Consider the following 22,849-nt stretch of genomic DNA (forward strand, 5'->3'; position numbering starts at 1 on the left):
CTCGCGTTCCGTGCGACAGACACGCTCCCTCCCTGAAATCGTGGACGATGTGGCCCTTCGCTCCCTAGCGAAGGTCGCAAGTTCCACTCCTGGGAGACAGGCGCGATGAAGGGGCGCGAACGGCTACGCCGCTCTCAGCGCTGAACGATCAGAGTGCTACGGCGAGGCGCGTGGCCTGGTCGATGGCCCGCAGCGCGTCGAGTTCGGCGGCCACATCGGCGCCGCCAATCAGCTTCGCGTGGATGCCGCGCGCGGCCAGTTCGTCGTGCAGCGCCCGATTCGCAAGCTGGCCCGCGCAGAGCACGACATGATCGACCGCCAGCACCTGCGGCGCGCCATCGACGCGATAATGCAGCCCCTGATCGTCGATGGCGTCATACGTTGCGCCCGAAATCATCATGAGATTCGCGCGGCGCAGACGCGCCTTGAGAATCCAGCCCGTCGATTTGCCGAGTCCCTTGCCGAGCGGTTCGGCCTTGCGCTGAAAGAGATGGACGCTGCGACGCGGCGTAGTGTCGTTCACCGCGTTCGCCACATTCGCCACGTTCGCCAGCCCGCCCGCTCCCGCGTTCGCGGCATCCACGCCCCAGGCGCGGAAAAACGCATCGGCATCGAGCGATTCGCGCGCATCGCCGAGCAGAAATTCGGCGACGTCGAAACCAATCCCGCCCGCGCCGATGATCGCCACGCGCGCGCCCACCTCGACCTTGCCGCTCAGCACATCGGCATACGACACCACCTTCGGATGATCGATGCCCGCGATCTCGGGCACGCGCGGCGTGACGCCCGTGGCCAGCACGATTTCGTCGTACGCGCCGCTCGCCAGCGACGCCGCGCTGACCGCTTCGCCCAGCCGCACATCGACGCCGAGCTTCGCGAGCCGCACCGCGAAATAGCGCAGCATTTCGTTGAATTCGGCCTTGCCCGGCACCGCTTTCGCGAGATTCAGCTGCCCGCCCAGACGCGCGGCGGCTTCATACAGCGTGACCGCGTGACCGCGCTCGGCCGCGTTCACGGCGAATGCCATGCCCGCCGCGCCGCCGCCCACCACGGCCACGCGTTTCGCCACGCGCGCGCGGCCCGCGGGAAATTCGATCTCGCGCCCGGCGCGCGGATTCACGAGACACGTGGCCGTGCGCTCGGTAAAAATGCGATCGAGGCAAGCCTGATTGCAGCCGATGCAGGTGTTGATTTCATCGGCGAGACCGAGACGCGTTTTCTTCGCGAACTCGGGATCGGCGAGCAACGGGCGCGCCATCGACACCAGATCGGCCACGCCCGAGGCAATCAGTTCCTCGGCGACCTCGGGCATGTTGATGCGGTTCGACGCCATCACCGGAATGCCCACGGCCTGCTTGACGTTGCGGATCGCCTCGCGCCAGGCCGCGCGCGGCACGGAAGCCGCGATGGTCGGCACCGCCGATTCGTGCCAGCCCACGCCCGTGTTGATGAGGTCCGCGCCCGCCGCTTCCACGCGCTGCGCGAAGGTGGCGATCTCTGCGCCGCTCAGGCCGCCTTCGACGAGATCGATCGACGAAATCCGGTAGATCAGCATCGGCGCGTCGCCGAGCCGCTCGCGCACCGCGCGCACGATGTCGAGCGCGAAGCGGATGCGCGCCTCGAAGCTGCCGCCGTATTCGTCGTCGCGATGATTGGTGGCGGCGGCCGCGAACTCGTTGATCAGATAGCCTTCCGAGCCCATGATTTCCACGCCGTCGTAACCCGCCTCGACGGCGAGCGCCGCCGTATGGGCGAAGTCGGCGATGGTGCGGCGGATGTCGTCGAGACTCAGCGCGCGCGGCGTCCACGCGTTGATGCGCGCCTTGATCGCCGAAGGCGCGACGCACTCGGGCACCTTCGCATAGCGGCCCGCGTGCAGGATCTGCAACACGATCTTGCCGCCCGCCGCGTGCACCGCGCGCGTGACGGCGCGATGCTCGTCGAGTTGCCCGGCGCGGTCGAACAGCGGGCCGCCCGGTTCCATGACGCCCTCGGCGTTCGGCGAGAAGCCGCCGCTCAGGATCAGGCCGATTTCGCCCGCCGCGCGCGCCGCGTAGAACGCCGCGAGACGCTCATGCGGACGGTCGAGCGTTTCGAGCCGCGTATGCATCGCGCCCATCACCATGCGGTTGGGCAGCACGGCCTGGCCGACCGCAAGCGGGGTCAAAAGCCGGTCGAATGTCGGCATGGCGGATGTCTCGATGTTGTTGTGGGGTGTCGTGTGTACTCTAGGGTGGCTGCGGTTTTACGTCAATATCTTGACGTATTGATAGGGTTACGTGTCTGCACGAAGAATGATAGCGACTTTATATACGCAATCATCTCTTTCGCTCCGCGTAGTCAACCGCGCCAAATAGGTAAATACATTACCTATCTACTCGTTGAGGCATTTTGCCCGCGCCAACCGGCCCGTTGCCGCGCGCGTGGCATAATGATCGCCTCGTTTTTTACTGTCCCGTTCGCTGATCACCGTGCGCCGGCTCCGCCTCCAGTTCGTCAGTCTATTAGGAACGCTCGCGATCCTGATGACGACGTTCGCGCCCGTGATTTCGCATCTGCTTGCCGGCTCCACCACTTCCAACGCTTCCGCCAGCGCATCGATCATGCATTGCGACATGCCCTCGATGCGCGGCATGGCGATGACTTCGCACAGCGGCAGCCACGCCACGCAGCACGCGGATCAGCACGCCAATCCCGGCGACATGCAGGATTGCGGCTACTGCAATCTGCTCGTCCATCTGCCGGTGGTGCCCGGCGTGCCGCTCGCGCTGCCGCTCGCCACGCGCCTCGTGCACGCGCGCATTGCCGCGCGTTTCGACAGCCAGCGGCGCATCGAGCCGCTCACCTTCGCGCTCGCGCGCGCCCCGCCTCTCGCCTGAACGAAGCCTGACCCGCTTGCCCCGTTTGCGCGGCCCCACGTTCTGCGTGCCGCCGCGCGTTCGCGCGCGCCGTCGGCACGGCGCGCGGACCACTTCGTTACAGGATCATCATGTTCCATCACTTGCCGTGCCGGAGCGCGTTCGACGCGCCCGCACGACGTAGCGGCGCGCCTGCGCTCGCGCTCATGCTCACGTTCGCCGTCGCTTGCCTGGCGTTGGCGCCGCACGCGGCCCACGCTCACGCGATCGCGGGCGACCGCGTGTTTCCCGCGACCATGGCCGTCGACGACCCCGGCGTCGGCGACGAAGCCGATCTCCAGTTCGGCCACCAACGCGTGCCCGGCGACGCGGGCGACCAGAGCGTCAACACCTTCGACTTCGAATACGACAAGCTGATCACGCCACGCCTCGCACTCTCCGTCGACGGCGGCTACGTCATGCAGAACAACCCGACTGCGCGCGGCTTCGACAACTTTGGCGTCGGCCTGAAATATCTGCTCTACGTGAACGACGCGCACGAGTTCATGACCTCGGTCGGCGTGGACGCTGAGATCGGCGGCACCGGCAGCCGCGCCATCGCCGACAACTTCTCGACGATCTCGCCGACGATCTACGCCGGCAAGGGCATGGGCGACCTGCCCGACTCGCTCGCGTGGCTGCGCCCGATCGCCATCACCGGCGAAGCGGGCCCGGCGCTCACGACGGGCGGCGGCCAGCCGAACGCCTTCAACTACGGCTTCACGTTCCAGTACAGCCTGCCGTATCTGCAACAGCACGTGCACGATCTCGGCTTGCCGCAACCGCTATCGAATCTGATTCCGCTCGTGGAAGTGCCGCTCTCGCGCAGCCAGGGACAGACGACCGGCACCGTGAATCCCGGCTTCATCTGGATGAACCGTTACGGCCAGCTCGGCATCGAGGCGCAGATTCCGATCAACCGCGCGAGCGGCTCGCACGTGGGCATCCTCGTGCAAACGCATATTTTCTTCGACGACGTGGCGCCGCACAGCATCGGCAAGCCGCTCTTTCAATAACCGCATTCAACACGCGCATTCAACGTAAATTTTTTCTGAGGACTTCATCATGAATTTCAACGCCATTCGTTCGCTTCGTCTGCTCGCCGCCACCGTCGCCCTCGCGGGCGCGCAACTCGCCTGGGCGCACGCTTACCCGACGCATCAAACGCCCGCCGCCGGCTCGACCGTCGCCGCCGGGCAAACCACCGTCGCGATCGATTTCGACGACGAACTCGAACCCGCTTTCAGCTCGATCGACGTGACCGACGCGGCGGGCAAATCGGTGATCCGCGAAAAAGCCGCCGTCGACGCGACGAACAAGAAGCGCATGTCGGTGGCGGTGAATCCGCTCGGCGCGGGGCAATATGCGGTCAAGTGGATCGCCGTGGCCGCGGACGGTCATCGCACCACGGGTCATTACAACTTTACGGTGCACTGAGCGGATGCGTTGAGGCGGGGTGCGAGGTCCGCCCCCTCGCTTCCCCGCCTCCCCAGGCGCGCGCCAATCGCGTAAACTCCCGGCCATCCGAACCCGCTTTTCGGCATCCGGCCGAACCCGCCATGCATGAGCTCACGCGCCGCCGTTTCCTGATCGCCAGTGCCCTGGCGGCCTGCGGCGCGGCTACGCCCCTTGCGCGCGGCGCGGGACGCGACATCACCGTGGCGCTCGTCCTCAAGGCCAGCAACGATCCGTTCACGGCCGGGATGATCCGCGCGGCCACGGCCTTCCAGGCGCATTCGCCCTATCCATTCAAGCTGATCGTGCGCAGCACCGAAGGCGAGACCGATGTCGCGCAGCAGGCCGCGTACGTCGAGTCGCTGGCGGCGCAATCCGTGAGCGCCATCGTGCTCGCGCCCGTCGATTCGCGCCGCCTCGTGCCCGCCGTCGCGAAGTGCGTGCGCCAGGGCGTGCTGGCCGTCACGATCGACAATCCGCTCGACGCGGGCGCGCTGCGCGAAGCCGGTCTGCGCGTGCCCTTCGTCGGCCCCGACAACCGGCGCGGCGCGCGGCTCGTCGGCGACTATCTCGCGCGTCGGCTGCATCCGGGCGAGCGCGCCGCCATCGTCGAAGGCGTGGCCTCCGACCGCAACGCGCAGCAGCGCGACCAGGGCTTTCGCGAGGCCATGCGGGCCGCTTCGGTGAAGATCGTCGCCACCGAGACCGGCGACTGGGACTACGCGAAGGGCCGCGCGGCGGCCAGCGCGCTGCTCGCCACGCAGCCCGGCTTGCGCGCGCTCCTGTGCGCGAACGACAACATGGCGCGCGGCGCGGTAGACGCCGTGAACATGGCGCATCTGCGCGGCCGCGTGCTGATCACCGGCTACAACGCCAGCGCCGCCATCAAGCCGATGCTCGCCGACGGCCGTATCCTCGCCACCGTCGACCAGTTCGCGGAAAAGCAGGCCGTCTACGGCATCGACGTCGTCTTGCAGGCGCTGATCGAGCAGCATCGCCAGGACGACTTGCCCGACGTGGTCGAAACGCCGCTCGTGCTGGTCACGAAGGACAGCGCGTCGTGAGGCGCCTGCCGCCGCTCAACGCGCTGCCGATCTTCGAAACGGTCGCCCGCTACGGCAGCTTCACGCGCGCCGCCGAACATCTGTGCCTCACGCAGGGCGCGGTCAGCCGCCAGATTCTCGCGCTCGAAGAGTATTACGGCCTGCCGCTGTTCAAGCGCTCGCCCAAGGGTCTCACGCTGACCGCCGAGGGCGAGCAGTTGCTGCCCGCCGTGCGCGAGGGTTTCGGGCGCATCGAGGAAGCGTCGATGCCGCTCACGCGCCAGCGCGGCGAACTCGCGCTCAAGATGCCCACCTGCGTGATGCGCTGGATGCTGCCGCGCATCACACGCTTCCAGACCGAGCATCCCGAACTCCAGGTGCAGATCACCACGACCTGGCAGCACGAAGTCGACTTCCAGGCCGAGCCGTTCGACGCGGCCATCATCTACGGTCCGTCGCCGGGCGCGGATGTGCATTCGGTGCCGCTATTCGACGAATACCTCACGCCCGTCTGCACGCCGGAATTCCTGCGCCGCCATCCAATCGCCCACGCCGACGACCTCGCGCCGCTCACGCTGCTGCATCCCACGCGCGATCACGCCGACTGGAAGCTCTGGCTCTCACGCGCCGGCGCGACGCAGATCGACGCCCATCGCGGCCCCACGTTCGAATCGCTCGATCTGGCGACCAGCGCGGCGATGCAGGGCTTCGGCGTGGCGATCGGCGACCGCACGCTCGTCAGCGAGGACGTGGCCGCCCAGCGGCTCGCGCTGCCGATCGACTTCGCGGTGGCCACCGGTTCGCGCTACTACTTCGTCTATCCCGACTTCGCCGCGCAGCAGCCGAAAATCCAGCTATTCAGCGCGTGGATCGAGCGCGATCGCGCGCGCGGCGCACCGCCAGCCTGAGCCGCCGGGTCGCAGCGCACACGCGCATGCACGAACAAAAAAGCGCGCCATGAGGCGAACGCATGGCGCGCATGAGAATAATTCGATTGCCGCCGCGCGGGCTTTTAGGCCAAATGGCCGTTTTTCCTTCTGCCTTTCGGACGATGCACAGCGCCGCCCCTTCCCGCTCGAAACTGCCCGACGTGGGCACCACCATCTTCACCGTGATCGGCCAGCTTGCCGCCGAGCACGACGCCCTGAACCTCTCGCAAGGCGCGCCGAACTTCGCGCCCAACCCGCGACTGATCGACGACGTGGCTGCCGCCATGCGCGCGGGCCACAACCAGTACGCGCCGATGGCCGGCGTGCTCGCGCTGCGCGAGGCGCTCGCCGCCAAGTACGCGGCGCTCTACGATGCGCACTACGATCCCGCCAGCGAAGTGACGGTCGTGGCGAGCGCGAGCGAAGGACTCTATTCGACGATCAGCGCGCTCGTGCATCCGGGCGACGAGGTGATCTACTTCGAGCCCTCGTTCGATAGCTACGCGCCCATCGTGCGCCTGCAAGGCGCGACGCCCGTCGCCATCAAGCTCGCGCAGCCGGACTTCCGCGTGAACTGGGACGAAGTCGCCGCCGCGATCAATCCGCGCACGCGCATGATCATCGTGAACACGCCGCACAATCCCACGGCGACGGTGCTGGGCGCGAAGGACATCGCGCGCCTCAAGGCGCTCACGCGCAACACCGATATCGTGATTCTCTCCGACGAAGTCTACGAGCACGTGGTGTTCGACGGCGCGCGTCATTGCAGCATGGCGCGCTATGCGGAGCTGGCCGAGCGCAGCGTGATCGTCTCGTCGTTCGGCAAGTCGTATCACGTCACGGGCTGGCGCGTGGGCTACTGCCTCGCACCCGCCGCGCTGATGGACGAGATTCGCAAGGTGCATCAGTTCATGACCTTCGCCGCCGACACGCCCATGCAGCACGCGTTCAGCGCGGCGCTCGCCGACGCCTCGTCGTATCTCGATCTCGGCGGCTTCTATCAGCACAAGCGCGATCTGCTCGCGCACGCACTCGCTGATTCACGCTTCGAATTGCTGCCGAGCGAAGGCAGCTTCTTCATGCTCGCTCGCTTTCGCGGCTTCTCGGACGAACGGGACAGCGACTTCGTGCTGCGCCTGATCCGCGACGCGCGCGTGGCGACCATCCCGCTCTCGGCGTTCTATACCGACGCCACCGATCACGGCATCATCCGCCTGAGTTTTGTCAAGGACGACGAAACATTGCTCGAAGGCGCGCGCCGTCTTTGCACGATCTGATTCACACAAGGAGATCACGATGAAGCCCCTCACCACGCTGCTCGCGCTCGCGTGCGCGCTCGGCTCGCTCCCGGCGTTCGCCGATTCCAGTTCGCTGCGCTTCGGCGTGGAGGCGCAGTATCCGCCGTTCGAATCGAAGGGCGCGGACGGCCGGCTGCAAGGCTTCGATATCGACATCGGCAATGCGGTCTGCGCGAACGCGCGGCTGCATTGCGCGTGGGTCGAAACCTCGTTCGACGGGCTGATTCCCGCGCTTCAGGGCCGCAAGTTCGACGCCATCAATTCGGCGATGAACGCCACCGAGAAGCGCCGCGAAGCGATCGACTTCACGACCGTGATCTACCGCGTGCCGAGCCGCCTGATCGCGCGCGCCGACAGCGGCCTCGTCGCCACGCCCAGCTCGCTCAAGGGCAAGCGCGTGGGCGTGCTGCAGGCATCGATCCAGGAGACCTACGCGAAGACGCATTGGGAACCGGCGGGCGTGAACGTCGTGCCGTATCAGGACCAGAACCAGATTTACGCCGACCTCGTGTCGGGCCGCCTCGACGCCACGCTGCTGCTCGCGCCCGCCGGTCAAAACGGCTTTCTCTCGAAGCCCGACGGCAAGGGCTTCGCGTTCGTGGGCGAGCCCGTGCGCGACGACAAGATCCTCGGCAACGGCGTGGCCTTCGGCATCCGCAAGGGCGACGCCGCGCTGCGCGAACGTCTGAACGCGGCCATCGCGAAGCTCGAAGCGGACGGCACCGTCACCACGCTCGCGCGCAAATATTTCGGCGATATCGACGTCTCGCCGAAATAAGCGCAACGTCGACAGCCGCGCCCGGGCGCAGAAGCTCAGGTGCGGAACATCGACACCGCCTCCGACAAGCGGCGCGCCTGCGTCGACAACGAATCGGCCGCCGCCGCCGCTTGCTCGACCAGCGCCGCGTTCTGCTGCGTGACGGTATCCATCTGCGTGACGGCGCGGCTGATCTGCTCGATGCCCGTACGCTGCTCCGACGAGGCATCGGCGATGCCCGAGATGATGTCCGTCACGTTGTCGACGGAACGCACGATGCTCTGCATCGTGCCGCCCGCCGCGCGCACGCGTTCCGAGCCTTCGCGCACCTGCCCGACCGACGCGTCGATCAGCGCCTTGATCTCGCGCGCCGCGCTCGCGCTGCGTTGCGCAAGCGAGCGCACTTCGGAGGCCACCACCGCGAAGCCGCGCCCTTCCTCGCCCGCGCGCGCGGCCTCCACGGCGGCGTTGAGCGCGAGAATATTGGTCTGGAACGCGATGCCTTCGATCACGCCGGTGATCTCCACCATCTTCTCCGACGACGCCTGAATGCTCGACATCGTATCGACCACGGCCGCCACGGCGGCGCCGCCGTCGGCGGCCACCGCGCTCGCGGTGGAGACCAGCGTGCGCGCCTCGCCCGCGTTGGCCTCGTTGTGCTGCACGGTCGACGTCAGCTGCTCCATGCTCGCGGCGGTTTCCTGCAGCGACGCGGCCTGTTCCTCGGTGCGCGACGAGAGGTCGGTGTTGCCCGCCGCGATCTCGTTCGCGCCCGTGGTCACCGATTCGGCGCCCGTGCGGATCGTCTCGATCATCGCCACGAGGCTCGCCTGCATGCGCGCAATCGACGCCAGCAGACTGCGTTCGTCGCCCGCGCGCAATTCGACGCGCCCGGTCAGATCGCCGGTCGCGATACGGTGCGTGACGGCCACCGCGTACTGCGGCTCGCCGCCGAGCGTGCCCACCACGTTGCGGATGATCTGCCACGACAGCGCCGCGATGCCCGCCACGCCCAGCACGATCAGCGCGATCAGCACGCGGCCGGTGCGCCAGAACGCGGCGTCGATATCGTCGAGATAAAAGCCCGTGCCGATCCACCAGTCCCACGGCTCGAACGCGACGATGCCGTTCATCTTCTGCGTGAGCTGGCCCGTGACGGGATGCTTCGCGAGCGTCAGCATCACGGGAATGTGCTCGCGCGCGAGCATTTCGCGGTAGAGGTCGCCGTCGGGCCGACCGTCGGGCGCCTTGCCCGCGTTGACCTTGCCGATGATCGCCGCGTTGCGGTGCACGAGCGTCGTGCCGTCGGGCAGACGCGCCCAGAAGAAACTCTGATCTGAATAATTGAGCTGGCTGAGCGCGAGCTTCGTGGCGGCCTGCGCCTCCTCGCGCGTCATTTTTCCGGCGCTTTCCTGATCGTGATAGTAGGTGGCGAGATGTTCGGCCATGTGCAGAAGATTGGTGATCTTGCCGCGCGTGTCGTCGAGCATCGCCTGCTTGAGACTGACGAGGCCGTAGCCGCCGATGGCCACCAGCGCGACGAGCGCCGTCGCGACCAGAACAAGAAGTCTCGTGGATATTCTCATGATTCGTTCGGTGAACTTATCTGTTTTGGGTCTCGCGCGCGTGGCGTCGCGAGGGGTCTCCGTGGGGTGTTTCCGTACCGCTGCTGCTGGGGCTTCGACGATCACGATCCGTCCCCGATACGTGGATCGCGATTTCGACGCGAAGTCATTGTTGTATGACAAGCCGCAATTGTCAAATTGTCGTCTTACAAATTTATGGACTCGTGCGCAGGAGCCCCGGCGTTTGCTTGACAATCGCCTGCACCCGTTCCGGCTCAAGTTGGCGGCCGCCTCAATCGATGCGCGGCGCATCGCAGCCCGCGCCCCGTCGATTCGGACAAACCCTCGCCGCTGACAGCCAGTGCGCCGCCTGGCGACGCTGCCGCGCAGGATGGGCGGTTACGATGATGTAAAAGGCGCGACTGCCGCGGGCCGCTGATCGTGGACCGCAGGCGCGTAGCGCGACGGACCTTCCAGCCAACTCAATCGTGAGCGGTCTTTGTCCATGCGCATTCTCTTCGTCGTCGGCAATCTGGGCGACTACCACGTGCCTCGCTACGAAGCCCTCGTCGACGCCGCCACGCGCAGCGGCCACGACGTGTCGCTGATCGAAGTGTTCGCGCGCTCGGGCGTCTACGGCTTCCCGCAGGAGCGCCGCGCGGCGTTCTTCGCGAGCCGGCCGCCGCACGCCGTCACGCTCGTCGAGGACGGCTCGGACAGCGACGGACTCGGCCTTCGCGACTGTTCGCGCCTCGTCGCCAGGCTGCGCGCGTTCGCGCCCGACGTGGTCATCACGCTCGGCTACAACACGCAGTATTCCGCGCTGCTGTGCGTGCTACGCCAGCTCACGCGGCGCTTCAAGCTCATCTACATGTCCGATTCGAAAGCCGACGACGGCGTGCGCAGCGCCACCAAGGAGCGTCTCAAGCGGCTGATCGTGAGCCGCTTCGACGGGGCGCTCGTCGCGGGCGAGCGGCATCGCCGCTACGCGCTTTCGCTCGGCATTCCGATGGCGCGCTCGCGCATCGGCTTCGACGTGATCGACATCGACTATTTCGCGCGCCTCGCGCAACGCGCGCGCGACAACGCCCGCAGCGTGCGCGAACGTTACGGCCTGCCGCCGCGTTTTCTGCTTTGCGTGAGCCGCTTCGTGGCGCGCAAGAATGTCGACGTGCTGATCGACGCCTACGCGCAATCGCGTCTGCGCGAACGCGGCATCGGACTCGTGCTCGTGGGTCAGGGCCCGCTCGATGCGGAGCTGCGCGCGCGCATCGCCGCGCACGGACTCGACGCCGACGTGTCGATCCTCAGCTCGCTCGCCAATCACGAAATGCCGAACCTCTATGCGCTCGCCGAGTTCATCGTGCTCGCGAGCGAGTTCGATCAATGGGGGCTGTGCGTGAACGAAGCGTTCGCCGCGGGCTGCCCGGCCATCGTCACGCGCACCTGCGGCGTGGCGGGTGAGATCGTGCTCGACGGCGTGAACGGTTTCGTCGTGGAGCCGCGCGACGTGCCCACGCTCGCGCAGCGCATCGGCCAGCTCGGCAGCGACGGCGTGCTGCGCGAGCGCTTCGCCAACGGCGCGAGCGATGCGATCCGGCGCTGGTCGCCGTTGCTGTTCGCGTCGAGCGCGCTCGAACTCGCGCGCGCCACCACGCGGCACGCGACGCCGCACGCGCAGCACGAACTGGTCTGATCGTCCCGCCTTGCATTGATGCATTGATGCGCCGATCACGTGGATCGAAGCGCATCGACACCCATCGGCACAATACCCCTATAAATTAGGCACAAAAACCGATCCCGGCGCGAGCCGCCGCTTGAGCGTGCGTGCGAGCAGATACGCCGTGCCGTGCCGCTCGACACCCAGACGCTGCGTGAGCGTCGCGCCGAAGCCATTCAGGAAGCTGAAGGTGGACGGACTCGAAAAGCCGTCGAAATCGAAGATGAGCCCGCTCTCGATCGCGCGCTGGATGCCGCTCCAGATCAGCAGGCTGATCGAGCCGCAATGCGCTTCGTGCATGCGCGACGAGAGCAGAAAATACATCGCCTGCTGATCCCACACGAGCCCGATCGCCGCGACGAGTTTCGCGCCCGGCCCATACGCGCCGAGCAGCACGCCCGACTGGCGCTCGACGAAGGCGTTGACGAGCTGGCGCATCACCGCGCTGCCATAGGCGTTGCTGCGCGAGCGGGCGCGCAGATTATCCTCGTAGAAACCGAGGAATTCGCCAGGCGTGGCGATCGGCGCGACAGTCAGTTCGCGCGCCGCGCCGCGAATCACGTTGCGCGTCTTGCTGTCGAGCCGCGACCACGCTTCGTCCTGCCCGATGTGCGCATCGATGCGGAAGGTGTAGCGCGCCGACACGGTATAGCCATGCAGCGCGAACGCAATCGCATCGTCGACGCGCGGATCGAGCACCTGGAAAAAGCTGTCGCACGCGGGCAATTGCTCGATCAGCCGCGCGGTCACGTCGAGCTGATGACGACGCTGCCGCGCCTCGCTGCCCGCCACCGGCGTGATCACGGGACCGAGCGTGCGCGTGAGCGGCGGCAGATGCGAGATGCGCCACAGGCGTCGGCGCACGAGCGCGTAGGGCATTTCGCCGAGCACGGTGTCGTCCTGCTTGACGGTCGCGAGCGCCCAGTTGCCTTGCGTGGCGATGTCGAGCCACCATCGTTCGTGGAAGATCGAATGCGCCTGCGCAACGGATTTCGCGTCGACGCTCGCCGATGACGCGGCCTTCCTGGCGCGCGGCGGCCTGGGCGGCCGCGTCGGCTGCGTGAGCCGTTGTGGCGATAGCGGGGCAATCGGCGGCTGTTCCCCGAACAACAAGCGGTCTCTTATGGTCGTCATCGTTCACCCGTTTGCATTCCGCGCTGCAACACGGCTTGCCGCGCGTTGTCTCCATGCTGTTCTAATGCTCTGGTCTATTCCTTTGGTCTGATCTTCTGGTCTGCACGCCTGGTCTGCGCTTCAGGTCTGCGCTTCTGGTCCATTCAGCGCCGACGCTCCCGCCAGCAACACGCGCGGTATCTTTTCGCACAACAGTCTACGGTTTCGGGGCTGGCCTTTTACGCCAAGATTTAGCCCGCGCGTACACGCTGACACGGCGATGCCTTACAGCACGACAACAACCGGTCCGCGCCCGCGCGACGGCCGCATTCCATCCCCTCGCCGGTTTCGTTCTATGTCGGGCATTAATGGCGGCGTCTACTGAAACGGCCCGGTCATCGGCCGGCGCGCGCCGCGCCCGCGCTCCGGGTCGCGCATCCGAACGACAGGAACGCCATGACCCGCCCATCGCCTCATTCGCCGGCACGCACGGCGTCGGCCAACGCCGCCGCGCGTCTCGAACGCCTGCCGTATTCGCCGTATCACCGCACGATTTTTCTGATCATCGCGGTGGCCTTCTTCTTCGATTCCGTGGATCTCGGCACGATGACGTTCGTGCTCGGCTCGATCAAGACCGAGTTCGGTCTCTCCAGCGCGGCGGCGGGACTGGTCGCCAGCGCGAGCTTCTTCGGCATGGTGCTGGGCGCCGCGCTCGCGGGCCTGTTGTCGGACCGTTTCGGACGCCGCCCGGTCTTTCAGTGGAGCATGGTGCTCTGGGGCGCGGCCTCGTATCTGTGCTCGACCGCGCAAAGCGTCGACGCGCTGATCCTCTGGCGCGTCTTGCTCGGCATCGGCATGGGCATGGAGTTTCCGGTCGCGCAGACGCTGCTCTCCGAGTTCGTGCCCGCCGCCAAACGCGGCCGCCTCGTCGCGCTGATGGACGGCTTCTGGCCGCTCGGCTTTATCGCCGCTGGCGTCGCCTCCTATTTCGTGCTGCCGCAATTCGGCTGGCGCACGGTGTTCGCGCTGCTCGCGATTCCCGCGCTGTTCGTGCTGATTGTGCGCCGCATCGTGCCGGAGTCGCCGCGCTGGCTCGAACATCGCGGCCGTGTCGCCGAAGCCGACGCCGTCACCACGAAGATCGAAGCCCAGGTCATGCGCACGCTCGGCGTCGCCACGCTGCCTGCGCCCGCGCGTGCTTCGTCATCGGCGTCGTCGGCTGCTACGGCGGCCAATCGCTCGCGCGGCGCGTTCCGCGAGATCTGGAGCGCCGCGTACAGACGACGCACGATCATGGTCTGGGCGCTGTGGTTCTTCGCGCTGCTCGGCTTTTACGGCCTCACCTCGTGGCTCGGCGCGCTGATGCAGCAAGCGGGCGCGACCGTCACGAAGTCGGTGCTCTACACCGTGCTCATTTCGCTCGGCGGCATTCCCGGTTTTCTGTGCGCGGCGTGGCTCGTCGAACGCATCGGCCGCAAGCCGACCTGCGTGGCCGCGCTGGTCGGCGCGGGCGCGATGGCCTGGGTCTACGGGCAAACCGCGCTGCATCTGCAGAGCGCCGCGCTGCTGATCAGCGCAGGGCTCGCGATGCAGTTCTTCATGTTCGGGATGTGGGCCGTGCTCTATACGTACACGCCGGAGTTGTACGGCACGGGCGCGCGCGCGACGGGATCGGGGTTCGCGTCGGCGATTGGACGCGTCGGCTCGCTGATCGGACCGTATGCCGTGGGCGTCGTGCTGCCGATCTTCGGACAGAGCGGCGTGTTCACGCTCGGCGCGCTGTCGTTCGGCGTGGCGGCGCTGGCCGTGGCGATCATGGGAATCGAAACGAAAGGCCTGTCGCTCGAAGCGCTGGCCGAAGACGAAGAAGATGCGCCCGTGCGCGCTTATGCTGCACGTGCGGGGGAATCGAGCTGAAAAGCGAGGTGAAACGCGGCTGAAAAGCGAACCGATAAAGCGCGGGCCACTAGCCCGCGCTCAGGCGAGCATCAAGCCGCGGGGGCTTCCGGCAATTCGCCGTGGCTTTTGAGCGCGTCGTAGAGATCGGCGACGGGCACGTCGCCCGCCTCGCGCTTCAGATAGAGGCTGAAGGCGTGGTCGTAAAGCTCGCGCCCTCGCGGCATTTCGAGCGTCAGGTCGAAACACTCCAGAACGAATTCGGCAATCCTGTCCGCGTCGACGAGCAGACGCTCCGCTGTTTTTCGATCCATATCACTCACCTGCTGCGAATACCCGCTACCAATACCTTATAACCAGGCGGCGGATATTACACCAGACGTGCGTGCGGCGCGCGCCCGATCGTGCGGAAACAGACGCCTTATTCGCCGATCCACGAACCGCGCAGATCGCTGTCGTGCAGCAATTGCATCAGCGTTTGCGCGGGACGGCTGAGGCGCTTCGCCGCGAGCGCGATGAACTCCACATCCGGCAACACAGGCAGGCTCGCGACGTTGATCGGCGGCGCCAGCCCGCGCGCCGCCAGATACTGGGGCCGCACCGTGATGCCGAGGCCGCCGCGCGCCGCCGCCACGCAGCCCGAATGACTGCTGCTCGTGCACACGATCTGCCAGCGGAAGTCGGTCTGCGCGAGCGCGTCGAGCACCACGGCGCGCGTGACGCTCGGCTCGGCGACAAGATTGAGCGGCAGCGGCTGCGTGAGATCGACCATCGTGCCGGTGCGCGCGAGCCATTCGAGCCGCCCGGTAAAGAGCGCCACGCCGCGCTTGTCGCCGAGACGCCGCTTGCCCACCATCAGGTCGATCGCGCCCGCGTCGAGCAGCTCGTAAAGCCGCCCCGTCATGCCGATGATGATTTCCAGCTCGACGTCGGGATGCGCGTTGCGAAACGCCGTGAGCACCGTGGGCAGCGGGCCGAGCGCGATGTCGTCCGAGGAACCGAGACGCACGCGCCCCTTCAGGCGCGGCGCACGGAACTGCGATTCGGCGCGGTTGATCGCCTGCAGGATCGCGCCCGCGTGCGCGAGCATCGCCTCGCCGTCGGGCGTGATCGCGAGCGAATGGGTGTCGCGCACGAACAGACGCCGCCCGATCTCCTGTTCGAGCCGGCGGATATGGTCGCTGACACTCGACTGCGTGAGGCCGAGCTGGCGCGCCGCCTCGGTGAAGCTGTGGCAGGCCGCAACGGTGGCGAAAGACTTGAGCCAGGTGGGATTGAGCATGCCCCATTGTTATCGGCATTGCCGATAACAGTCAATGTCCTGAGTGGGGTTCCCGATTGCCCGCGATGACAATATCATGACGTCATTGCAGATTTTTGCGCCGCGCGCCCGTGTTTCCCGCCGTTCGCGCCGCGCCCAAGACGTTCCCATGAACAAGGATTCGAGCCAGACGGCGTTGCTGTGGATCGTCGCCGCAGGCTTTTTCATGCAGGCGCTCGACACGACGATCGTCAACACCGCCCTGCCTTCGATGGCGCACAGCCTCGGCGTCAAACCGCTCATGATGCAGCCGGTGATCGTCGCCTACACGCTCACGATGGCCATGCTCACGCCCGCTTCGGGCTGGCTCGCCGACCGCTTCGGCACGCGTCGCGTCTACTTCACCGCCATCCTCATCTTCGTGCTCGGCTCGCTGTGCTGCGCGAGCGCGCACACGCTCGGCGAACTCGTGATTGCACGCGTGCTGCAAGGCATCGGCGGCTCGATGCTGATGCCGATCGGCCGCCTCGCCGTGCTGCGCGCCGTGAGCGGCGAGCAATACGTGTCCGCGCTCGCGCTGATTTCGGTCGCCGGACAAGTGGGCCCGATCGTCGGCCCGACGCTCGGCGGCTGGTTCGTGCAGGCCATCACGTGGCACTGGATCTTTCTCATCAACGTGCCGATCGGCGCCGCCGGTCTGTTCATGGTGTGGCGCTATCTGCCGCGCAGTTCGAGTACCGCCGCGCCGCCGTTCGACGTGATCGGTTGCGCGCTGGTTTCCCTGTGCATGATCGCGTTTTCGCTCGCCTTCGACGCGCCGGTGCAGACGCATCGCGCGGCCTGGTCGGTGGGACTCTTCGTGCTCGGCCTCGCGTCCGCGTTCGCCTATGTGCCGTATGCGCGCCGCCGCCGCGATCCGCTGTTCAGGCTCGCGCTGTTCGGTGAGCCCAATTTCAGCGTCGGCCTGATCGGCAACCTCGTCTGCCGTGTGGGTTCCAGCGCCGTGCCGTTTCTCGTGCCGCTGCTCATGCAGCTCGAACTCGGCTACACGCCGCTGCATTCGGGCCTCATGATGTTGCCCGCCGCACTCGCGGGCACGGTCGCCAAACGCTGGATCGCGCCGCTGATCCGCCGATACGGCTACGACACGTTCCTGCTCGTGAACACGCTGATCGTGGGCGCGTCGATCGTTGCGTTCGCGCTGATTTCGCGCGACACGCCGGTCATCATCTCGCTCCTCGTGCTGGCGATTTTCGGCGCGGCCAATTCGATGCAATTCGCGGCGATGAACAGCGTCACGCTCAAGGGTCTCTCGCACGAAGATGCGGGCAGCGGCAACAGCCTCTTTTCGATGGTGCAGATGCTCGCGATGGGCCTCGGCGTGACGATCGGCGGCGCGCTCGTGAGTCTGGTCGCCGCGCATTGGGATTCGGTGGCGCTGGGCTTTCGCGTGAGCTTCGCGGCTGTCGGCGCGATCACGCTGGTCTCGGCGCTGATCTTCCGCGGCATCGAGGAAGCGCCGCCTGCGGGCGCCAAGCCGCGCGCCGCGTAACGCATCAAACGCGTCCGGACACGCTTCAACGCGGATTAGGCGTGCCCCGCGCGCCCTGTAGCGTGGGGGCCGCACAACGGCGGCAAATACCCCACGCCATCCGCGCTTCTCTCTCGCTTCTCCGTACCTTCGCACCGCCACGCCCGACGCCGCTGCGCAACGCGCAAGCGTCGGCGCCCTCGCCCTGAACTCCCAGAACGCGCTGAACCGCGCCGTAACGCCCCGCGTCGCCTTTCGCGCGGCTGACGAACGCCGTCCACGCGCCCGCCCGACGAAACCGCGAGTTGGGTTTCAACCAGGTGCCGTGAAGCGCCGCGTCAATTAAGCTCCGGCATAACTCCTGCGCGCACGCGCCCGCGCCCGCGCCAGGCGTCACCTCTCGCAACCCAAACCAACAAAAGGAATTCGATGTCGACTCCCACATCGGCGGAGATCGCGGCCCGCCTCGACCGGCTGCCGCCGTCGCGCACCGTCTGGACCATGGTGATCCTGCTGTCGCTCGGCGGCGTGTTCGAGTTCTACGATCTGTTCTTCACGGGCTACGTGGCGCCCGGCATGGTCCACGCGGGCCTCTTCACGCCCGAATCGCTCGGCTTCTTTTCGGCGCTCGGGCCGCTGAAGGTCGCGGGCTTCGGCACCTTCGTGTTCTCGACGTTCGCGGGGCTCTGGGTCGGCGCACTCGTGTTCGGCCAGGTCGCCGACCGCTACGGCCGACGCAAGATCTTCACCTGGTCGCTGATCTGGTACATCGTCTGCACGGCGATCATGGCGTTCCAGACCACGGGCCTCACGCTGAACATCTGGCGTTTCATCGCGGGCATCGGCATCGGCATCGAACTCGTGACGATCGACACGTATATTTCCGAACTGATTCCGCGCGGCGAACGCGGCCGCGCCTACGCGCTCAACCAGGTCATCACGTTCAGCGCGGTGCCGGTGGTGGCGTTCCTCGCCTACGCGCTCAAGGACACGCAGCCGCTCGGCCTCGATTACTGGCGCGTCGTGATCCTGTTCGGCTCGGTGGGCGCGATCGTGGTGTGGTTCCTGCGCCGACGCATTCCCGAAAGCCCGCGCTGGCTCGCGCGCAACGGTCACGAAGCCGAGGCGGAGCGCATCGTCGCCGACATCGAGCGCCGCGTGGAAGCCGAAACCGGCGCGAAGCTGCCCGCACCCGCACCCGCCGCGCCGGAAAAAGCCGGCGCGGGCTCGCTCGCCGAAGTGCTGCGTCCGCCCTATCTGCGCCGCACGGTCATTCTCTCGATCTTCAACATGGCGCAGGTGATCGGCTTTTACGGCTTCGCCGCGTGGGTGCCGACGTTGCTGATCGAGCGCGGCATACACGTCACGCAGAGCCTTGCGTATGCGTTCGTGATCGCCATTGCGAATCCGTTCGGCCCGCTGATCGGCTATTGTTTCGCCGACAAACTCGAACGCAAGACGCAGATCGTCGGCGGCCTGCTGATCATGGCCGTGGTGATCGCGCTGTTCGCGCAGGCTTCGCAGCCCTGGCTGCTGATCGTGCTGGGCGTGCTGTTCACGCTCGCCGCGAATGTGATGTCGTATGCGTATCACGGCTATCAGGCGGAGCTGTATCCCACGCGCGTGCGGGCGCGCGCCGTGGGCTTCGTCTATTCGTGGAGCCGCATCGCGGCCGCGTTCGCGGGGCTCGCGATCGGCATTCTGCTGCATCACTACGGCGTGCCGGGCGTGGCGATGTTTATCGGCGTGTCGATGCTCGTGGGCATCGTGATGGTGCTGCTCGGACCGGCCACGCGCGGACGCTCGCTCGAAGACATCAGCCGCTAGACGCACCAGGCTGAAGCGCAATAAAAAACGGCGGCGCCGCATCATGCGGGCCGCCGTTTTTCTATCCGATACTCGCGAATGACGATTGATTCGGATTCCGTATCGAACCTGTTCAGGTCGTCGCGCCTTCCACCAGATCGATCGTGCCATGCGCCTGCTCGCGCGCATTCGCGAGCGCTTCGTATTCGTCCTCGCTCAGCACCGGTCCGAGCTGCCCTTCCCACTTCGTCACCACGGCGGCGGCCACGCTGTTGCCGAGCACGTTGGTGGCCGTGCGGCCCATGTCGAGGAAGGTGTCCACGCCCATGATCAGCAACAGGCCCGCTTCGGGAATATTGAATTGCCCGAGCGTCGCGGCGATCACGACGAGCGACGCTTTCGGCACGGCCGCCATGCCCTTGCTCGTGAGCATCAGGATCGCGAGCATCGCCGCCTGATCCATGAACGACAGATGAATGCCATAAGCCTGCGCGATAAAGAGCGTGGCGAACGTGCAATAGATCATCGAGCCGTCGAGATTGAACGAGTAGCCGAGCGGCAGCACGAAGCTCGAAATGCGGCGCGGCACGCCGCTGCGTTCGAGTTGTTCGAGCAGCTTCGGATACGCCGATTCGCTGCTCGCCGTGCTGAACGCCAGCAGCATCGGCAGACGCACCGAACGCACGAGCCCGAACACGCGGCGGCCGAGCACGAGGCCGCCCGCGGCGACGATCGCGCACCACAGCAACACCAGCGCGCCGATGAACACGCCCATGAAGCGCCCATAACTGAGCAGCACGCCGAGCCCCTGAATGGCGACCACGTGCGCGAGTGCCGCGAATACGGCCACCGGCGCGAATGCCATGACGTAGCCCGTGACCTTGAACATCACCGACGAAATCTGTTCGAGCAGCGTGACGATACCCTTCGCCTGCTCGCCGATCGCGATGATGCCGAGGCTGAAGAACGCCGCGAACACCACGATCTGCAGGATTTCGTTCTCGGCCATCGCCTGCACGACGCTCTTGGGCACCAGGTGCGTGACGAATTCGCGGATCGAAATCGCGCCCGCCTGAATGCCGGTGGCCGCGTGCGAATCGGGCAGCGGCAGATTCAGGCCCGCGCCCGGTTGCAGCCAGTTCGCGACGACCGCGCCCAGCAGCAGCGAAACAAAGGTCGCGCCGATAAACCACGCGAGCGTGCGCACGCCCACGCGCCCGACCGCCTTCGCGTCGCCCATCTTCGCGACGCCCACCACGAGCGTGGTGAACACAAGCGGCGCGACGATCATCTTGATGAGCCGCAGGAACAGGTCGGTGACGAGCGCGAAGCCGTCGGCGACCGATTTGAGGCTTTGCGCGTCGCCAATCGCGCGATGGCAGCCGTAACCTACGGCGATCCCCAATAGCATGCCGATCACGATCCAGCCGGTCAGCTTCATACGTTTCATTGCGACACTCCTTTCTGGCCCCTTCAACGAGCGGCCGGCAACAGGCTTACAAATCCATTTGTTGCCGTACTGTACTTCGTTGCACCATATGTTGCAAACTTGTCAAAAACCCTGGTGTTGGGGGCTCAGCTTTGGTGAGACGCAAACGGCTGCCAAAGCACCTGCCGTTAGCCATGGCGATGCCAGGTTTCGAACACCTTGTTTTGAATCGGGCTTAACGGCATCAAGCAGCGCTCGCCATGCTCGTCGGCAGTCTTGAACGGGTCCGCATGATTCATCCACTCGCAAGATGCGCAGGCATCCACGACGCGCGAGACGCGCGTACCGTCACCGTTCCTTTGAGGGGGTTGCAGCGTAGAGCCGCGCAAAAAAATGACGCGCCAAAGCTTCACCCAGATGTTCCGATAGAGTGCCAAGCAAACCACGGATGGGAATAGCGCTTGCAGGCGTGCCATTTCGCTTCACTGTAACGAGACGCCATCGAACCGATGGCTTCCCAACGGCGAAAACACCAGCCCCTCCACGCGCTTCGAGGCCGGTAGCGACACGATCGAATGCGCGATCGGCGTGAACGGCACCTGCTGCTTGAAGATCACCTGCGCCCGCTCATAGAGCGCGGTTCGCTCCTTCAGGTTAGCGTCCGAGCGCGCCTTCTCGATGAGCGTATTGAACGAAGCGTCGCACCATTTCGACACGTTGCTGCCATGCACGGCGTCGCAACCAAGCAGCGCACCGAGCCAGTTGTCAGGGTCGCCATTGTCGCCCGACCAGCCGTATAGCAGCGTATCGTGCTCGCCCGCCAGCTTTGCGCGACGGTTGTATTCACCCCATTCGTAACTCACGATCTTCGCGCGCACGCCGATCTTCGCCCAATCCTGCTGAATCAGCTGTGCCATCAATTGCGCATTCGGGTTGTACGGCCGCTGCACCGGCATGGCCCAAAGCGTGATTTCGAATCCATCCGGCAAGCCCGCTTGCGCGAGCAACGCCCGCGCTTTCGCGGGATCGTAGGGCGCGTCCCTGAGCGTGTCGTTGTACGACCATTGAGCGGGCGGCATCGGATTCGTCGCGGACTTTGCATTGCCTGCGAACACAGCGCGGATGATCGCGGGCTTGTCGATCGCCATGTCGAGCGCGCGCCTAACGTCCACGCGGTCGAGCGGTGCATGCTGCGTGTTGTACGCGACGAAACCCACGTTGAATCCCACGCCCGACACGACCTTCAGCGCCGGATTGCGCCGGATGACCTCGATATCGGCGGGACGTGGAAACACCGACACCTGGCACTCGCCGCTCGCGAGTTTCTGCACGCGCACGGCGGGATCCGGCGTGATCGCGAACACGAGATGAGCGAGCTTGACGTCCTCGGGCCGCCAATAGTCCGGGTTGCCATCGAAGCGGATCAGCGCGTCCTTCTGGTATGAGCGGAACACAAACGGACCGGTGCCCACCGGCAACTGGTTGATGTCGGCCTCGCGATGCGCAGCGCTCAACTGCGCGGCGTATTCGGCGGACAGAATCGACGCGAAGCTCATCGCAAGATTGCGCACGAAAATCACGTCGGGCGTCTTGAGGTCGAAGCGAACGGTGTAGTCGTCGAGCCTTTCGATGTTCGCGATATTCTTGTCGAATCCCAGATCGCTGAAATAAGGGAAAGTCGCGGGATACGCCTTGCGAAACGGCATCTGCGGATCACGCATGCGATTGAACGTGAAAAGCACATCGTCGGCGTTGAATTCGCGCGTGGGCTTGAACCACGCGGTCGTCTGGAACTTCACGCCGTGACGCAGATGAAACGTGTAGACGCGTTGATCGGGCGAACTGTCCCAACTCGTCGCAAGGCCGGGCTCCAGATCCAGTGTGCCGTTGCGGAACTGCACCAGCTCGTTGTACACGGTATAGGTGCTGGCGTCGAAATCGGTGCTGGTGGTGTGCTGGCCGGGATCGAATCCCGCAGGGCTGCCTTCGCTGCAAAATACGAGCGTGCCTTTGGGCGCGGCGTGGGCCGCTAGCGGCGCAGCGAATAGCGCGGCGATGCAGGCAAGCGTTGTTGCGAACGACGCAGCAACATGGCGGCGACGCGAGCATGCGCGGCGAGTAAGGCACAAGGACATGACGCGGTCCGCAT

19 protein-coding genes are annotated in these 22,849 nt (G+C 66.0%); 11 read left to right on the forward strand and 8 right to left on the reverse strand.

Translation table 11 applies throughout. From position 1 onward, the window contains the following. Positions 1–148: 148 nt before the first annotated feature. Positions 149–2,188: an NADPH-dependent 2,4-dienoyl-CoA reductase gene (locus tag LDO54_RS36860; RefSeq protein WP_224017757.1), complete on the reverse strand. Its 2,040-nt coding sequence runs from the start codon at positions 2,186–2,188 to the stop codon at positions 149–151. 283 nt (positions 2,189–2,471) lie between these two features. On the opposite strand from LDO54_RS36860, the gene LDO54_RS36865 reads away from it, so the two are divergent. From LDO54_RS36865 to LDO54_RS36895, 7 genes are all read left to right on the forward strand, one after another. Beyond that, positions 2,472–2,879, forward strand: coding sequence for a DUF2946 domain-containing protein (locus LDO54_RS36865; protein WP_224017759.1), 408 nt, complete (start codon positions 2,472–2,474; stop codon positions 2,877–2,879). Between the two features lie 185 nt (positions 2,880–3,064). Then, positions 3,065–3,913 carry a hypothetical protein gene (locus LDO54_RS36870; RefSeq protein ID WP_224017848.1) on the forward strand — a complete coding sequence of 283 codons (849 nt, stop codon included), beginning with the start codon at positions 3,065–3,067 and terminating at the stop codon, positions 3,911–3,913. Between the two features lie 49 nt (positions 3,914–3,962). Continuing rightward, the gene (locus LDO54_RS36875; RefSeq protein WP_224017761.1) at positions 3,963–4,334 is read left to right on the forward strand and encodes a copper resistance CopC family protein; all 372 of its coding nucleotides are present in this window, start codon (positions 3,963–3,965) and stop codon (positions 4,332–4,334) included. A gap of 122 nt (positions 4,335–4,456) precedes the next feature. After that, entirely contained in the window at positions 4,457–5,416 is a 960-nt protein-coding gene (locus LDO54_RS36880; RefSeq protein WP_224017763.1) for a substrate-binding domain-containing protein, read from the forward strand. Continuing rightward, positions 5,413–6,303, forward strand: coding sequence for a LysR substrate-binding domain-containing protein (locus LDO54_RS36885; protein WP_224017764.1), 891 nt, complete (start codon positions 5,413–5,415; stop codon positions 6,301–6,303). Before LDO54_RS36880 ends, LDO54_RS36885 begins: the two co-directional genes overlap by 4 nt. A gap of 143 nt (positions 6,304–6,446) precedes the next feature. Next, a complete protein-coding gene (locus LDO54_RS36890; protein ID WP_224017766.1) occupies positions 6,447–7,601 on the forward strand; it encodes a methionine aminotransferase in 1,155 nt (384 codons plus the stop codon). A 19-nt stretch (positions 7,602–7,620) separates the two neighbouring features. Beyond that, positions 7,621–8,400, forward strand: a complete 780-nt coding sequence (locus LDO54_RS36895) for an ABC transporter substrate-binding protein (protein WP_224017768.1) — start codon at positions 7,621–7,623, stop codon at positions 8,398–8,400. Between the two features lie 35 nt (positions 8,401–8,435). On the opposite strand, the gene LDO54_RS36900 is transcribed toward LDO54_RS36895, so the two are convergent. Then, entirely contained in the window at positions 8,436–9,965 is a 1,530-nt protein-coding gene (locus tag LDO54_RS36900) for a methyl-accepting chemotaxis protein (protein ID WP_224017770.1), read from the reverse strand. Between the two features lie 484 nt (positions 9,966–10,449). On the opposite strand from LDO54_RS36900, the gene LDO54_RS36905 reads away from it, so the two are divergent. Next, positions 10,450–11,640 carry a glycosyltransferase family 4 protein gene (locus tag LDO54_RS36905; protein WP_224017773.1) on the forward strand — a complete coding sequence of 397 codons (1,191 nt, stop codon included), beginning with the start codon at positions 10,450–10,452 and terminating at the stop codon, positions 11,638–11,640. A 78-nt stretch (positions 11,641–11,718) separates the two neighbouring features. On the opposite strand, the gene LDO54_RS36910 is transcribed toward LDO54_RS36905, so the two are convergent. Next, complete coding sequence (locus LDO54_RS36910) at positions 11,719–12,798, reverse strand: GNAT family N-acetyltransferase (protein ID WP_224017775.1); 1,080 nt, start codon at positions 12,796–12,798, stop codon at positions 11,719–11,721. A 435-nt stretch (positions 12,799–13,233) separates the two neighbouring features. Between LDO54_RS36910 and LDO54_RS36915 the strand changes: the two genes are divergently transcribed. After that, on the forward strand, positions 13,234–14,694 hold the full coding sequence (locus LDO54_RS36915; RefSeq protein WP_224017777.1) for an MFS transporter: 1,461 nt from the start codon (positions 13,234–13,236) through the stop codon (positions 14,692–14,694). A gap of 71 nt (positions 14,695–14,765) precedes the next feature. Here the strand turns inward: LDO54_RS36915 and LDO54_RS36920 are convergent, their stop codons facing one another. After that, a complete protein-coding gene (locus tag LDO54_RS36920) occupies positions 14,766–14,987 on the reverse strand; it encodes a hypothetical protein (RefSeq protein WP_224017779.1) in 222 nt (73 codons plus the stop codon). A gap of 107 nt (positions 14,988–15,094) precedes the next feature. Further along, the gene (locus LDO54_RS36925; RefSeq protein ID WP_224017781.1) at positions 15,095–15,955 is read right to left on the reverse strand and encodes a LysR family transcriptional regulator; all 861 of its coding nucleotides are present in this window, start codon (positions 15,953–15,955) and stop codon (positions 15,095–15,097) included. Positions 15,956–16,103: 148 nt separating this feature from the next. Between LDO54_RS36925 and LDO54_RS36930 the strand changes: the two genes are divergently transcribed. Next, positions 16,104–17,486 carry a DHA2 family efflux MFS transporter permease subunit gene (locus LDO54_RS36930; protein ID WP_253074446.1) on the forward strand — a complete coding sequence of 461 codons (1,383 nt, stop codon included), beginning with the start codon at positions 16,104–16,106 and terminating at the stop codon, positions 17,484–17,486. Between the two features lie 408 nt (positions 17,487–17,894). Beyond that, positions 17,895–19,292, forward strand: a complete 1,398-nt coding sequence (locus tag LDO54_RS36935) for an MFS transporter (protein WP_356792749.1) — start codon at positions 17,895–17,897, stop codon at positions 19,290–19,292. 112 nt (positions 19,293–19,404) lie between these two features. Here the strand turns inward: LDO54_RS36935 and LDO54_RS36940 are convergent, their stop codons facing one another. The 3 genes from LDO54_RS36940 to LDO54_RS36950 all read right to left on the reverse strand — a co-directional run bounded on the left by LDO54_RS36940 (position 19,405) and on the right by LDO54_RS36950 (position 22,835). Then, positions 19,405–20,721, reverse strand: coding sequence for a dicarboxylate/amino acid:cation symporter (locus LDO54_RS36940; protein ID WP_224017791.1), 1,317 nt, complete (start codon positions 20,719–20,721; stop codon positions 19,405–19,407). 167 nt (positions 20,722–20,888) lie between these two features. Next, complete coding sequence (locus tag LDO54_RS36945) at positions 20,889–21,176, reverse strand: hypothetical protein (protein WP_224017793.1); 288 nt, start codon at positions 21,174–21,176, stop codon at positions 20,889–20,891. Between the two features lie 6 nt (positions 21,177–21,182). Then, positions 21,183–22,835 carry an ABC transporter substrate-binding protein gene (locus LDO54_RS36950; RefSeq protein WP_224017795.1) on the reverse strand — a complete coding sequence of 551 codons (1,653 nt, stop codon included), beginning with the start codon at positions 22,833–22,835 and terminating at the stop codon, positions 21,183–21,185. Between the last annotated feature and the right edge of the window lie 14 nt (positions 22,836–22,849).

Source organism: Paraburkholderia tropica, assembly GCF_914484835.1.
Classification (GTDB): domain Bacteria; phylum Pseudomonadota; class Gammaproteobacteria; order Burkholderiales; family Burkholderiaceae; genus Paraburkholderia; species Paraburkholderia tropica_A.